Genomic DNA, 14,635 nt, shown 5'->3' with positions numbered 1-14,635 from the left:
ACAAGGCGACCTTCTACGGCGGCGGGGCCAAGGGATATACGGACTACCCGGCGCTCGAGTCCGCTGGCGCTGCCGAGTGACGTCCGCGCGTCCACAGTAGGTCCCTCGGAAGACGTCTGGCGCTTTTCACCAGGGTAGTGCCGGATCACCGGCCGGTGGCCGTTGCGAGATAGAACCTCTCCCCCTCACGTTGGCGTGAGGGGGAAGGAATGTTTGCTCCGGCGCGGGGTAACACCATCAAGCCTTGCAAGGTCTTATATCCGTCCGCCAGCAGGAGTAGTGCATGCAAAAATCCGCCATCCGGCTCTTGACGCTCGCCATGTTTGCGATGGCGTCAGCCGCAGTTTACATGGCCGCACCGGTGAAAGCCGCGACGGAGAACGGCACGGCGGCCAAGAAGAAGCACAAGAAAGTGCACTCCGAAAGCGGGCAGATGCGCGCTCCCGCGACCTCTTCGCAGTATCCGCCCAATATGAGCGACGACCCGAACCGAAAGATCAGCTACTGAGAGTCAAATCGGCCCTTCATACCGGCCGCCAGCCGTACCCGGTGTCGAGCACGGTTTTATGCCTGGCTGCGCCATAACCAGATCGTCAGCGAGCCCGAACGCCCCCGAATGGGGGTTTGCTCCGGCCCGGCCAGACAACCCGATTTGAACAGGGCACAATCTCGCCCGGCCGCATGAAGCAGTTCGTCGCTTACCGAGAGTTCTGCGCCGTGTCTTGCCGCCACTTCCATCAGCCGGCTCGCCACGTTGACGGTGTCACCTGTCGCCGTGATGTGATGATAACTTCCGCCGCCGAGCCGTGAGGCAACGATCACGCCGAAATGGGCGCCGACCTTAAATCCAAGTTTCGACGGGGTCGTCAGCCGCAGCGAGGCCAGCCATCGTCCGGTACTGCTGCAAAGCCTGAGCGCACACTCTGCCGCCCTCGCCGCATCGTCCGGGGTAGCCCTGGGCAAGCCGAACAGAATCATCGCGCCGTCACCCAGAAAACTCGTGATCATCCCGCTGCAAGCGACCGCTTCCCTGTCGACCAGAGCATGAAACTCCTTCAACAAATCGCGCGTGCTGTCCGGCCCCACCTGTTCGCTCAGGGATGTGAAACCGGACAGATCGATAAAGACGACCGCAGCATTCTGGCGGACCGGTTCAGCAAGGAAATCCGGATCTCGAGCCAGCCATTTTTGCATCGCGGGCGCCTGAAACCGTTCGAGCAGTTCATTTCTGGCCGCAAAGTATTGTGCCTGCCGCCGGCCCGACCACAGCTGCAATGACCCGAAAAAGACGATTGGCACGGCGGCTGCGGCGATGGGCACCGCGGCACTCATGGCTATTCCGGAGGAAAACGCCAGGAAGTTTGCCGCTACCCAGATCAGCACGACGGCCGCAGCGGCGATTAGTCCGACTGCATTTTGCCGCCACGCGAGAAGACCAACAAGCATTGCAGGCAACAAGACGGCAACGACGCCGTCGGCAATGCGGACAGATTCGTCCTGCAATGGACCATCGCCAGCCACGAGGTGGTCGATGGCCGTGGAAATGACCTCCACGCCTGGCAACAGCCGGTCAAAGGGGGTCGAGAAAAAGTCGCCGCCGCCACTGACTGCGGCGCCAACAACAACGATCCGATTGCGGATATCGCCGGGCGATATGTCGCCGGCAAGGACCGACGCCGCGCTGATCGTTCGGATCGTCCTCCGCGGGCCATAGAATGCAATCGGCAGACCATGATCGGCGTCGATTGGCACGGAGCGTTGACCCAGCGTCAAACGATCCGGCTCGATCGCAGGCTCCTTTCCGACCGCCAGCGAGGCGACGCGGAGCGGAAATGACAATTCGACCATATCACGCGTACGAAACAGCATCGGGATGGAACGCGGCGTGCCAGCTTGATCCGTCGCCACATTGGCGATGCCAACTTTGGCATGATCGGCGAATCTCTTCAGAGGCAACAGGAATTTCTCAGCCGTCGGGAGCCGCGCGAGCGGACCCTTGTCATTCCCAGAAGAAACCGACTGGCTGGCTTCCGGGAAGATCGCCGCGGCGGCAATGACAGCCGGACACGCTGCGAGCGATTTTTCAAGAGCCTCATCGGCATCGGGAGCACCGTTGTCGAGCAAAAGCAGATCGACGGCGACGACCTTTGGCTCCAGCCGGGCGATCGCATCAACGATCTTTGCAAGATCGACCCGGGAAAGCGGGTAGGCGCCCCGCAACTTCACGATATCGTCGTCAATGGCAACGATGGTCACGAGATCCGGCGGTGTCCTTCTTCCGCGCGCAAGCGTTCGAATATCGATCGTCGTGGATTCGATGCGATCAAGAAATCGCAGCCCGCCTCGGCTGTGCTCGAAATAAACGCCACCGCCCCAGATCGCTGCCAGAATGACGGCAATCGAAGTCTGGATAGGGCGGCTGATCATCAACGTTTACTGTCCGAGGCGAGCCAGCAAGGCCGCCACGCGCGCGGGAGCCCAGCGCTTCACCGTCAGGGGCGCGCCCGCTTCGACGTCCACGCCTTCGCCAGGCCGCAGGGTTATACTGTGACTGCCCGTTCGCCGTCCGACGGCGACCCGTCCGTTGACGACGAAGACCGAAGTCTTGTCTGCGGCGACATCAACCGCCCACTTCGTGCCGCGGACCGCAGCAATCGCCTGCGGTGTAATGACCTGAAATTTGTTTCCGCCGGATTTCGGCAGGGCCTCAATCAACAGGGCTTTGCCGCTGAGTTCGACCGCATCGACGCGGCCGTTACGGCCGCTTTGGAGATTATATCTGGCGCCATTTTCGGCGACGATCGTAATCCCAACCTCACAGTGCAACGTTTGCGTCATGCCCGACGAGTATTCCGAAGAGCATCCCGAATTGGCGGGCTGCGCCACAGCGATTTCAATTGAGCTCAACGCATATGCGAGCAGAATAAACCCCGCCTTGAATAACTCTTTCATGACCAACTCCAACTTTACTATGCAGGGGATCGCGTGGGCTATTCTGCCACGTTGTCATGTGCGGCGGCAAAGGAAAGCGCCGCCCCTGGATGCGACGGAGAAGCGCAGAAAAACGGAAGCCTGCCCGTGATGATTATGCTGGAATCGGCGGATCGCCGTACTGGACCGCTTGCGGATGGCCCTCATCGTCGATCGAGACGTAGGTGAAGTTGCCGTCGGTCACGAGAATCGGCTGCATTTCCCTGCGGCGCAGGACCCAAGCCTCAAGGTGGACCGTGACCGAAGTTCGGCCGACCTTCACCAGATCGGCATGCACCGAAACCAGGTCACCGACATAAACGGGCTTGCGGAAATTCATCGCCTCGATGGCAACCGTGACGGTGCGTGATTTCGCGAGCTTGGAAGCGAAGATGCCGCCGCCGACATCCATCTGGCTGAGCAACCAACCGCCGAAAATATCGCCGTTCTGGTTGGTGTCGGCCGGCATTGCCAGCGTGCGGATGCAGAGATCTCCGCAAGGCGCGGCTTCGGTGACGGGCGGGGCGTGAACGGCTTGGGTATCGGTCATGTCAAACGGGGCTCATCACATGCGAATTCAGACTATTTGAAACCATCCCAGCCGGCATCCGGCGTGAACCGGCCACCGAACTTCGCGGCGAGTGTCCGCAACGCCGATGCCACATTCGCAGGGCCGCGCGTCCGCGCATAATTCAACGGACCGCCGCGGAACGGCGCGTAACCGGTGCCGAAAATCATGGCGCCATCGACCATGTCGGGATCGTCAACGATTCCTTCGCGCAAGCATGCCACGCACACATTCGACATCGGCAGGATCAGTCGGTCGATCATCTCCGGATCAGGCTCCGTGGTGTTCGACGCCTGCGCCTTGTCGGCCTTGCCGCCGGTCCAGACATAAAAGCCCTTACCCGTTTTGCGGCCGAGCTCGCCCTTGGCAACCTTGTCGCGCAGCCATGCCGGCGTCGGCGGCAGCATGTCGCCAAATTTCGAACGCAGCATGTCGCCGACCGCAAGACAAATATCGAGCCCGACCTGATCAGCGAGTTCGATCGGTCCCATCGGCATGCCGAACTTTTCCGCGGCCGCATCGATCACCGACTTGTCGACGTTCGCATCGAGCATCACCATGGCTTCCAGCATGTAGGGCGTCAGCGCACGGTTGACGACAAAGCCTGGCGAACTCTTCACTGGCAGCGGCAGGCGATCGATGGCGCCGACAAAGGCCAGCGCTTCCTTCAGCAATTGCGGGTCTGTGGCGTCGTGGCTGACGACCTCGACCAGTTGCAGGCGCGATACCGGATTGAAGAAGTGCAGGCCGAGCAACCGCTCCGGCTTTGTCAGCGTCGTTCGCAGATCCTGCAGCGGAATGCTCGACGTATTGGTGGCAAGGATCGCACCCACCTTCATCCGCGGTTCGAGGCCGGCATAGACCTTCTGTTTCAGCTCAAGCTTCTCCGGCACCGCCTCGATGATCAAATCGGCGGTACGGACTCCCTCGCCATCGAGGTCGGGAATCAGCCGGTCGAGTGCATCTCGCACATCCGTGCGCTTGCGAATGATCTTGCCGAACAGATCGGCCGCGCGCTTCATCGCGCCGGCGATCGGCTCCGGCTTCATGTCGGCCAGCGTTGCCCTCAATCCCTGGTTGGCGCACCAGGCGGCGATGTCCCCGCCCATGGCGCCGGCGCCGATCACATGGACATGCTTGATTTGGTTGTCCGAGCCGGCGTGTTTCTTCATCTGATCGCGCAGGAAGAATACGCGGATCAGGTTTTGCGCGGTCGGCGTCACCATCAGGTGCGCGAACGAGCTCTTCTCGGCTGACAGCATCGTGGCCTTGTCGCCGCCATGCTTCTCCCAGAGGTCGATCAGCCCGTAAGGCGCGGGGTAATGTTCGGGGGATGCGGACTTCGCGGCCTCGGAGCGCATGCGCGAGGCGAGAAGCCCGCGCACCGGGCCGGCATTCAGCACCGCGTTGAGAAAGCCGGGCTGGGAGCGCTTGAGACGGCCGAACACCGCGTCTTTGACCGCATTGCGGACGTGACGCTCCTCGGTTACGGCATCGACGAGGCCAAGCGACCTCGCGCGCCGCGCATCTATCGTCTTGCCGGTCAACATCAGCGTCATCGCCTGCATCGGATTGATGAGACGGGTGAAACGCGCGGTGCCGCCGAGGCCGGGATGTAGCCCGAGCATCACTTCGGGGAAACCAAAGCGCGCACCGTCAATGGCAATCCGCATCTGGCAGGCCAGTGCGACTTCCAGTCCACCGCCGAGGCAGAAGCCGTGGACTACGGCCACGGTTGGAAACTTCACCGCCTCCAGGCGGTCGACCACGGCATGGGCGCGAGCGATCTGCGTCTCGACCGCGGCCGGATCGGTCGCGCCGCGGAATTCAGTGACATCCGCACCGGCGATGAAGCCGGAGGTTTTGGCCGAGCGAATGACAAGCCCGGCCGGCCGCTCGTTTTCGAGCGCCGCCAGCACGGTGTCGAATTCGGTGAGCACATCCGCCGACAAAGTGTTCGCGCTGGCGCCTTCGCGATCGAACAGCAGCCAGGCAACGCCATCGGAATCGCGCGTCAGCTTGAAGTGACGATAAGGCCCGCTCACGGCCGGCGGACCGAGTTCAAGAACGCGATCGGAGAGTACGTCGAGGATATGGCTTTCCATGACGCTCCCTATACCGTTTCGATCAGCATGGCGCCGCCCAGCCCGCCGCCGATACATTCGGTGGCGATGCCGCGTTTGGTGCCGAGCCGTTTCATCGCGTTGACGAGGTGCAGGACGATGCGGTTGCCGCTGCAGCCGACGGGATGGCCAAGGCTGATCGCGCCACCATCGACGTTCAGCCGCGCGCGATCGAGCTGCCCCGCGGCTTCATCGAGGCCCAATATCTCGCGGCAGAACTGTTCGTCGTTCCATGCCGCCAGGCATCCGAGCACCTGCGTCGCGAAAGCTTCATTTAATTCCCAAGTCTCAACGTCCTGGAGAGATAATTTGTTACGCTTCAAGAGTTCGGTCGCCGACATCACCGGCCCGAGCCCCATGATCGAGGGATCAAGCGCCGCCCATTGGCTATCGACGATCACGGCTTTCGGCGTCAGGCCATGTTTGGCGACAGCCGCCTCCGAGGCAAGAATGGTCCAGCACGCGCCATCGGTGATCTGCGAGGAGTTGCCGGCCGTCACCTGCCCCCATGGCCGCTCGAACACCGGCTTGAGCGTGGCGAGTTTTTCGGGCGTGGAATCCGGGCGCACGCCGTCATCGTGATCGTAGAATTTGCCGTCGCGCGCGAATGCGGTCTCGACCTCGCCCTTCAGGAAGCCGCTCTCCTGCGCATGCGCCAATCGCCGGTGGCTTTCGACGGCATACGCATCCGACTGCTCGCGCGTGATGCCGAAGAGATGGCCGACGACCTCGGCGGTCTGCCCCATGTTGAGTTCGGTGATCGGATCGGTCAGGCCGCGCTCGAGCCCGATGATCGGCTTGAAATAGGCCGGACGCGCTTTGGCGACCGCGGCGAGCTTCGCCAGAATCCCCCTGGCGGTCGCCAACCCCGCGAACCAGCGCACGCCCTGCTGCGGCCACACCAGCGGCGCGTAACTCAGGGCTTCGGCACCTCCGGCGAGGATCAGATCGGAGACACCCTCGCGGATGTAGCGGTAGGCGGTATCGATCGACTGCATGCCGCTTCCGCAATTGATCTGCACGGTGAAGGCGACCATCTTCTCGCCCATGCCGAGCCGTAGCGCCGCGACCCGCGCCGGGTTCATCTCATCGGCAATGACGTTGACACAGCCGAGAATGACCTGATCGAAAGCGTCGGGCGCAAAAGGCTGGCGGGCGAGCAGCGGCCGGCCGCACTGAACGGCGAGATCGACCGGAGTGAAGGGTCCGGGGCCCGTGCGTGCTTTCAGGAACGGCGTGCGGCTGCCGTCGATAATGAATACCGGAGCCGCCATCAGCTTGCCGCCCTCTGCTCACCCAGTTCCTGGAAGAACTGGCGCACGTTCGGCTTCTTGTAGATCGGCGACAGCGCTTCCGGCGCGAAATCGTCAACCTCAATCACCTTCGCAACCGCCTCATGCGCGGCCTTGAACTGTTCGCCTTCGGCTTGCGTGATGACACCGCGCTTCACCGCCTCCTGCCAATCATGCAGGTGAGCCGCACGCATGCGCTTGGAAATCTCCTCGGCGCCCGTCACCAGAAGGAAGGCCTTCTCCAGCCGCGCTACGCCGCGATCGTCGTCGACATGCGAGAGGTCCGGCGTCAGCCGGTCGCGCGCCGCGGAAGGCTCCAGCACCAGCTGGGCGCATTCGTGCACCACGCGGTCGGAAGGCCCGAGCACGCGCGCGCCAAACGGCTGCACAACCAACTTCAGAATAACCGCAACAAAGCGATTGGGAAGGTTTGCGAGTATTTCGGCAAAGCGGCTTTCGATGGTGCGGAAGCCGCTCGCCATGCACCATTCGAGCGCCGCGAAATCGGCCGCCTGGCGTCCCTCGTCCTGCCAGCGCTTGAGCGCCGCCGACAACAAATAGAGCTCGGACAGAATATCGCCGAAGCGCGCCGACAGCATTTCCTTGCGCTTGAGCGCGCCGCCGAGCGTCAACAGCGCCATATCGGCGCAGAGCGCGAAGGCCGACGAATAGCGCGACAGCTGCCGATAGAACCGCGTCGCGTCACCGGCATCGGGTGCCGGCGCAAACATCCCGCCGGTCCAGCTCCGGCCGAAGGCGCGGAACAGCGTGACCACGCTGTGCCCGACATGCTTCCAGAACGCGTCGTCGAAGGCATCGAGGCCCTTGGCGCGATCTTGCTCGCCGAGCGCGTTCATTTCCAGCAGGAGATACGGATGGGCGCGGATTGCGCCCTGGCCAAACACGATCAGGTTGCGGGTCAGAATATTGGCTCCCTCCACCGTGATGCCGACCGGCACCGACCGATAAAGACTGCCGAGATAGTTCTGCGGCCCGTCAATCACGGCCTTGCCGCCGTGAATATCCATGGCGTCGTCGATCGCAATGCGCATGCGCTCGGTCGCTTGCAGCTTCATGATGCCGGAAATCACCGCCGGATGGCGGCCTTCGTTGAGCGCCGCGCAGGTCAGCCGTCGCGCTCCATCGAGCAGATAGGCGGTGCCGGCGATGCGGGCGAGCGGCTCTTCGATGCCTTCGAACTTGCTGATCGAAATCCCGAACTGTTCGCGAATTCGCGCATAGGCGCCCGTCGTGCGCGCTGCATAGGCCGCACCTGCCGCCGACAGCGACGGCAGCGAAATGCCACGCCCGGCGGCGAGCGCCGTCATGAGCATCTTCCAGCCCTGGCCAAGACGTTCCTGCCCGCCGACGATGTAGTCCATCGGAATAAAGACGTCCTTGCCCCAGTTCGGGCCGTTCTGGAACACCTGCATCGCCGGCAAGTGGCGATGGCCGATGCTGACGCCCGGAAGGTCCGTCGGGATCAGCGCGACCGTGATGCCGAGCTCATCCACGTTGCCGGCGAGATGGTCGGGATCGTAAGCCTTGAAGGCCAACCCGAGCAGTGTCGCGACCGGGCCAAGCGTGATGTAGCGCTTGTGCCAGTTGAGACGGAGGCCAAGCACTTCCTTGCCTTCGAAATTACCCTTGCAGATGACACCGGAGTCGATCATCGAGGCGGCGTCCGAGCCGGCCTCCGGACTGGTCAAGCCGAAGCAGGGAATGTCGCGGCCATCGGCCAGCCGCGGCAGCCAGCGCGCCTGCTGCTCTTTCGTGCCGAAGCGCATCAGCAGTTCGCCGGGCCCGAGCGAGTTCGGCACCATCACGGTGACGGCGGCCGCCAGCGAGCGCGACGACAGCTTGCGCACCACTTCCGAATGTGCGTAGGGCGAAAAGCCCAGGCCGCCGTGCTCTTTCGGGATGATCATCCCGAAGAATTTCTTCTGCTTGATGAAGTCCCAGACCTCTGGCGGCAGATCGCGCCATTCCCAATTGATCTTCCAGTCGTCGAGCATCACGCAGAGCTCGTCGACCGCGCCGTTGAGGAAGGCCGTCTCTTCGGCCGTCAGCACGGCCGGCGCCTGGTTGAGCAACTTCGACCAGTCCGGGTTGCCGGCGAAGAGATCGGCATCCCACCAGACGTCGCCCGCCTCCAGCGCCTCGCGCTCCGTGTCGGACATCGAGGGCAAAACCCCGCGTGCCCAGGAGAAGATCGGCTTGGTGATGAAATCGCGGCGGAAGGAGCTCATGGCGATGTCCTCATGGTCAGCGGCGCGGCGAACGAGAGCTACGATGATGCCAATACACGACTCACTAAGCGGAATGCGTCAGAATTTGGTTGATACACCGCATTCAAAACAAAACGAAATTGATGCGCAGGCGCCCGGCAGGATAACGGCGGGCAGCTTGAGCAGTTCCGTAATACCATCAGTAGCTTAAAGGGGTACTAATCCGGCCGCGCCATCTCGAACATGGCGTCCTGGCGGATTTCGAAATAGTCGCCCTTGCGGCCGGCCCGCACGATGGGGTGCGCGAGCGCGGTTTGATACACACCGTCCTTGATCATGGCCTTGTCGATATGGACGGCAACGACCTCGCCGAGCGTGAGCCAGGCGTTGGCCTTCTTGCCGTCGGCGCCCTGCAACTGAACGATCTGCGTCAGCTTGCATTCGAACGAAACCGGGCTTTCGCCAACGCGCGGCACGTTCACGAGCTTGCAAGGCACGGCGGTGAGGCCTGCAATCGAAAACTCGTTGACCTCGTGGGCCACATGCGCCGAGGTCGCGTTCATCTGCTGCGCCAGATCGCGTGTGGCAAGATTCCAGACGAACTCGCCGGTCTCCTGGATATTGGCGACGCTGTCCTTCCAGGAGGTCGAGGAAAATCCGATGATCGGCGGCGTATAGCAAAAGCCGTTGAAGAAGCTATAGGGCGCCAGATTGACGTTGCCCTTGGCATCGCGCGAAGAGATCCAGCCGATCGGACGCGGCGCGATGATGGCGTTGAACGGATCGTGTCTGAGACCATGGCCGTTCTTCGGCTCGTAATAGTGTAAGTTCCTGGGGCTTGTTGCATCCACGATCTGTTTTTCCTGCTATTTTCTTGAAGCCTTATTTCCGGCTGCGCGACCCAAGCCCGGCGAGCAGGAAATCGATCATCTGCTCGATCTCTGCGTGAGGCTTCCCGGGTTTGTTCATCGCCTGGGCAATCATCTGCGGATGGAAATAGCCGAGCATCGCCTGACAGGTGCACATGGCCGCCAGCGGCACATCCGTCACCTCGAATTCGCCCGAGGCCGCGCCTTGCGCGATCACGCCGCCGATCGCTTCAACGATCGTCTGCATGTGCGCAACGCAGACTTCCCAGCTCTCCTCCATCGCGATCTCGACCATCTCATGCAGCTTGGAATCGCCGACAAAGCGCTCCGAGTTCATGCGGTGGATCGTCGTCAACAACTCCCGCAGACGGGGGGTCGCCGGGCCAGGTTTGACCAGGATCGCTCTGGCCACGTCCTCGACCTCGCCCATCAAGATACGGGCGACACCCTCATGGATTGCCTTCTTCGAATCGAAGAAGCGATAGACATTGGCCGGGCTCATGCGCAGCGCTTTGGCGATGTCGCCGACGGTGGTCTTCTGATAGCCGAGTTCGCGGAACAAGCGTTCCGCCACCACAAGAATGCGTTCCCGGGTGTCCGTCTCCGTATGTTCGGCAGTCAGTGTCATTTCTGTACTCGGTTCACCCTACTCGATTCGAGATCGAGCAGGGACTTTCGCGGACCAACACCTCGCCCGCTCCAATGTTCAATCATTCCGCCGCCTCAGCAAGCGGAAATGCGGGTTTGGCAATGTCCTGATGTTGCGGCGCAAGATCAGCATGGACGCTTCGGCCGCTTTCTTCAAGGCTTTTGCGGAACCAGAGCGCATAGAGGCCGGGCAGATACAATAGCGTGAGGAAGGTCGCGACGAACAGGCCGCCCATGATGGTGATAGCCATCGGCCCCCAGAACGCCGAGCGCGACAGCGGAATCATCGCCAAGATCGCGGCAAGCGCCGTCAGCACCACCGGCCGGGCGCGCCGGACGGTGGCTTCCACAATGGCTTCGCGGCGGGTCAGGCCATGGGCGACGTCGGTTTCGATCTGATCAACCAGGATCACGGTGTTGCGCATGATCATCCCGGCCAGCGCGATGAGGCCGAGCAGCGCCACAAAGCCGAACGGCTGGTTGGCGACGTTGAGGCTGAGCGAGGCGCCGACGATGCCGAGCGGCGCGGTGAGGAACACCAGGAACAGGCGCGAGAAGCTCTGCAACTGAATCATCAACAGCGTCAGCATCACGATCACCATCAGCGGAAACAGCACGAAGATCGAAGCGTTGCCCTTGGCGGCTTCCTCGAACGCTCCGCCCGCCTCGATCCGGTAGGCCGGTTCGAGATGATCGCGGATGTCTTGAAGTTTTGGCCAGATCTGGTTGGTGACGTCGGGCGCCTGCACACCGTCAACGACATCGCCCCGAACCGTGATCGCCATGTCGCGATTACGCCGCCAGATGATCGGCTCCTCATGGGAGTACTCGATTTTGGCGATTTGCGCGAGCGGCACTGCAACGCCGTTGCGCGACGTCACGGTGAGATCACCGACATGGCCGAGATCGAGCCGTTCCGAAGGCACCGCACGCGCCACCACCTCGACCTTCTCGACGCCGTCGCGCACCGTGGTCACGGGCACACCGGAGATCAGCATCGCAAGCGCTTGCGAGACGTCCTGCGGGGTCAGTCCCAGTGCACGGGCACGGTCCTGGTCGACGACGAGTTTGAGGTAAGGCGACTGTTCGTTCCAGTCGAGCTGCGGATCCTTGATGTTCTTGTTCTCTGCAACGACGTCGCGCACCTTGTAGGCAATCTCGCGAACGACCTTCGGATCGGGCCCAATCACCCGGAACTGGACCGGAAAGCCGACCGGCGGCCCGAAATTGAAGCGATCGACGCGCACTCGCGCTTCGGACAGGTCGCCGCCGTCAACCGCCTTTTCGATTCTAGCCTTGATCCGCTCCCGCGCCTCGACGTTCTTGGCGACGATCACGATCTCGGCGAAAGCCTCATTCGGAAGCTGGGGGTTAAGTCCGAGCCAGAAGCGCGGCGAACCCTGGCCGACGTAGGACGTGTAGGTTGCGATATCCTGATCGCCCTTGAGCAGACCTTCCGCCTTTTTCACGGATTTTTCCGTGACGTTGAAGGCGGTGCCCTCGGGCAGCCGAAGCTGCAGGAACAATTCAGGACGTTCGGACAGCGGGAAGAATTGCTGCTGAACATGGCCGAAAGCAACGATCGAGGCAACGAATACCGCAACGGTTGCGAGCACGGTCTTGACGCGATGATTCACACACCACTGGATCACGCCGCGCAGAGCGCGGTAGATACGAGTCTCGTAGACCGCATGCGGATCGTGGTTGTGGCTGACCACGATGTTCGGCAGCAGCTTGACGCCAATATAGGGCGTGAAGATCACCGCGACGAACCAGGATGCGACCAGCGCAATCGCGACAATCCAGAAGATGCCGCCGGCATATTCGCCGACCGCCGAATTGGCAAAGCCGATCGGCAGAAAGCCCGCCGCCGTCACCAGCGTTCCCGTCAGCATCGGAAACGCGGTCGATTCCCAGGCAAATGACGCCGCGCGGATGCGGTCCCAACCCTGCTCCATCTTCACGACCATCATCTCGACCGCGATGATGGCATCGTCGACCAGGAGGCCGAGCGCAATGATCAGGGCGCCGAGCGTGATCCGATGCAGATCGAGCGACATCGCATCCATCACGATGAAGACGATCGCGAGCACCATCGGCACCGACAGCGCCACTACGATGCCTGTGCGCCATCCGAGCGCGACAAAGCTGACAAACAACACGATCGCCAGCGCTTCGATGAAGGAGTGCACGAACTCGCTGACCGCGTGCTCGACCACTTCCGGCTGGTCAGCGATGCGGTCGACGCTGATGCCTTGCGGCACCGCTCTCATGAACTCGGACGTTGCCGCCGTCACATCCTTGCCGAGTTCCAGAATATTGGCGCCCTTGGCGGTGACGACGCCGATGCCGATCGCGGGCTTGCCTTCCTGGCGCACGACGAAACTCGGCGGATCGACAAAGCCGTGGCTGACGGTCGCGATGTCACCCAGGCGGAACACGCGGCCATTGCTTTCGACCGGCGTCTCCGCCACCGCCTTGACCCCGTCGAGCGCGCCGGTGACGCGCAGCGGCACGCGCTGAGCTGAAGTTTCTACCGTGCCGGCCGGTACGACATTATTCTGCTTCGCCAGCGAATCGAACAATGCCTGCGGCGTGATGCCAAGGGTGGCCAGTTTCGCGTGCGAAAACTCGACGTAGATTTTCTCGTCCTGGGTGCCGTAGATGTCGACCTTGGTGACGCCGTTGACCTTCAAAAGGCGCTGGCGCAGGCCTTCGGCGGCTCTCTTGAGCTGCGCATAGTCGGCGCCGTCGCTGGTCATCATGTAGAGGATGGAATCGACGTCGGAAAATTCGTCGTTGACGACGGGGCCGAGCAGGCCCGAAGGCAACTCGCCCTGCACGTCGACGAGCTTCTTGCGCAGCAGATAAAACAGGTAAGGAACTTCCTTCGGCGGCGTCGAATCGCGGAAGGTCACCTGCATCGCCGTGAAACCGGGCTTGGAATAGGTCTGCACCTTCTCGAAATAGGGCAGTTCCTGCATCTTCTTCTCGATGGGGTCGGCGACCTGCTCCTGGATCTCCTTGGCGGTCGCGCCCGGCCACATCGCCGAGACGTTCACGACCTTGACCGTGAAGAAGGGGTCCTCGGCCCGGCCGAGCTTCTGATAGGAGAAGAACCCGGCCGCTCCCAATGCGATGATCAGAAACAGCACCAGCGCGGGATGGCTGACCGCCCAGGCCGATAGATTGAATCGCTTCATCGTGACCCTCGTTTGACTAGAACGACAACGACGACACGACCCGAACCTTTTCGGCCGGATCGAGTTTCTGCACGCCGAGCACGACGATCTTTGCGCCTTCGTCGACCCCGCTCGAGATGACAACGCAATTGCTGTCATAGGATTTGACCGCGACGGGCTTCAGCGAAATCGCACCCTTGTCGTCTACGACATAGAGCGAGGGATCGCCGCCCTGGCTATACAGCGGCGACAATGGCAGACGCGCCACGCGGTCGGTCTGTGCATCGGCAAGCGTCAGTGTCGCGGTCATCCCGAGCGAAACGTCATCGCCGGCATCCGGCAGAGAAAACTTGGCGAGATAGGTGCGCGTCGCGGGATCGGCCGACGGCGCGACCTCGCGCAGCTTCGCGGCATATTTCTTGTCCGGCTCCGACCACAGCGTGACCGTCGCAACGCCCGACTTGGCGCGATTGAGAAGCGTCTCGGGGACAGCGACGACAGCTTCCTTCTCACCAAGCCGGGCGACGCGGATCGCGGCCTGGCCCGCGGCAACCACCTGGCCAGGCTCGATCGACGTTGCCGTGACGACACCGCGGGTGTCGGCCACGAGCGTTGCGGAGGAGAGCGAGTTGTTGGTGAGTTCGACCGAGCGCTCGGCGCGATTGAGCCGCGCCCGCGCTTCGTCTCCCGCCGCCTTGGCGGAATCGAGCTGCGCGTCGGTGGCCCAGCCCTTGGCGCGAAGGTCCTTGGCGCGC

At 62.3% G+C, this 14,635-nt stretch carries 11 protein-coding genes and 1 pseudogene; 1 reads left to right on the top strand and 11 read right to left on the bottom strand.

The window, feature by feature from the left end:
- Positions 1 to 283 precede the first annotated feature (283 nt).
- Complete coding sequence (locus WB528_RS09400) at positions 284 to 508, top strand: hypothetical protein (RefSeq protein ID WP_423888143.1); 225 nt, start codon at positions 284 to 286, stop codon at positions 506 to 508.
- Between the two features lie 56 nt (positions 509 to 564).
- Here WB528_RS09400 and WB528_RS09395 read toward each other — a convergent pair whose 3' ends face one another.
- The 11 genes and pseudogenes from WB528_RS09395 to WB528_RS09345 all read right to left on the bottom strand — a co-directional run.
- Positions 565 to 1,554, bottom strand: a complete 990-nt coding sequence (locus WB528_RS09395; protein ID WP_423888145.1) for an adenylate/guanylate cyclase domain-containing protein — start codon at positions 1,552 to 1,554, stop codon at positions 565 to 567.
- 15 nt (positions 1,555 to 1,569) lie between these two features.
- Positions 1,570 to 2,427, bottom strand: a pseudogene (locus tag WB528_RS09390) (CHASE2 domain-containing protein); the annotation flags it as partial.
- A 6-nt stretch (positions 2,428 to 2,433) separates the two neighbouring features.
- Complete coding sequence (locus tag WB528_RS09385) at positions 2,434 to 2,838, bottom strand: FecR domain-containing protein (RefSeq protein ID WP_423888144.1); 405 nt, start codon at positions 2,836 to 2,838, stop codon at positions 2,434 to 2,436.
- 247 nt (positions 2,839 to 3,085) lie between these two features.
- Complete coding sequence (locus WB528_RS09380) at positions 3,086 to 3,520, bottom strand: acyl-CoA thioesterase (RefSeq protein ID WP_423888142.1); 435 nt, start codon at positions 3,518 to 3,520, stop codon at positions 3,086 to 3,088.
- A 32-nt stretch (positions 3,521 to 3,552) separates the two neighbouring features.
- On the bottom strand, positions 3,553 to 5,643 hold the full coding sequence (locus WB528_RS09375) for a 3-hydroxyacyl-CoA dehydrogenase NAD-binding domain-containing protein (protein ID WP_423888141.1): 2,091 nt from the start codon (positions 5,641 to 5,643) through the stop codon (positions 3,553 to 3,555).
- A gap of 8 nt (positions 5,644 to 5,651) precedes the next feature.
- Entirely contained in the window at positions 5,652 to 6,935 is a 1,284-nt protein-coding gene (locus tag WB528_RS09370; RefSeq protein ID WP_423888140.1) for an acetyl-CoA C-acetyltransferase, read from the bottom strand.
- Positions 6,935 to 9,202, bottom strand: a complete 2,268-nt coding sequence (locus WB528_RS09365; RefSeq protein ID WP_423888139.1) for an acyl-CoA dehydrogenase — start codon at positions 9,200 to 9,202, stop codon at positions 6,935 to 6,937. Before WB528_RS09365 ends, WB528_RS09370 begins: the two co-directional genes overlap by 1 nt.
- A gap of 197 nt (positions 9,203 to 9,399) precedes the next feature.
- On the bottom strand, positions 9,400 to 10,032 hold the full coding sequence (locus tag WB528_RS09360; protein WP_423888138.1) for a flavin reductase family protein: 633 nt from the start codon (positions 10,030 to 10,032) through the stop codon (positions 9,400 to 9,402).
- 31 nt (positions 10,033 to 10,063) lie between these two features.
- On the bottom strand, positions 10,064 to 10,678 hold the full coding sequence (locus tag WB528_RS09355; RefSeq protein WP_423888137.1) for a TetR/AcrR family transcriptional regulator: 615 nt from the start codon (positions 10,676 to 10,678) through the stop codon (positions 10,064 to 10,066).
- Positions 10,679 to 10,760: 82 nt separating this feature from the next.
- Complete coding sequence (locus WB528_RS09350) at positions 10,761 to 13,901, bottom strand: efflux RND transporter permease subunit (RefSeq protein ID WP_423888136.1); 3,141 nt, start codon at positions 13,899 to 13,901, stop codon at positions 10,761 to 10,763.
- Positions 13,902 to 13,917: 16 nt separating this feature from the next.
- Positions 13,918 to 14,635, bottom strand: a 718-nt coding sequence (locus WB528_RS09345; RefSeq protein WP_423888135.1) for an efflux RND transporter periplasmic adaptor subunit, incomplete at its 5' end; no start/stop codon positions are given.

This window comes from Bradyrhizobium sp. (genome assembly GCF_049586575.1).
GTDB lineage: Bacteria > Pseudomonadota > Alphaproteobacteria > Rhizobiales > Xanthobacteraceae > Bradyrhizobium.
Note: the sequence above shows the minus strand (reverse complement) of the source record. Positions and strands in the feature narration are given on the sequence as shown.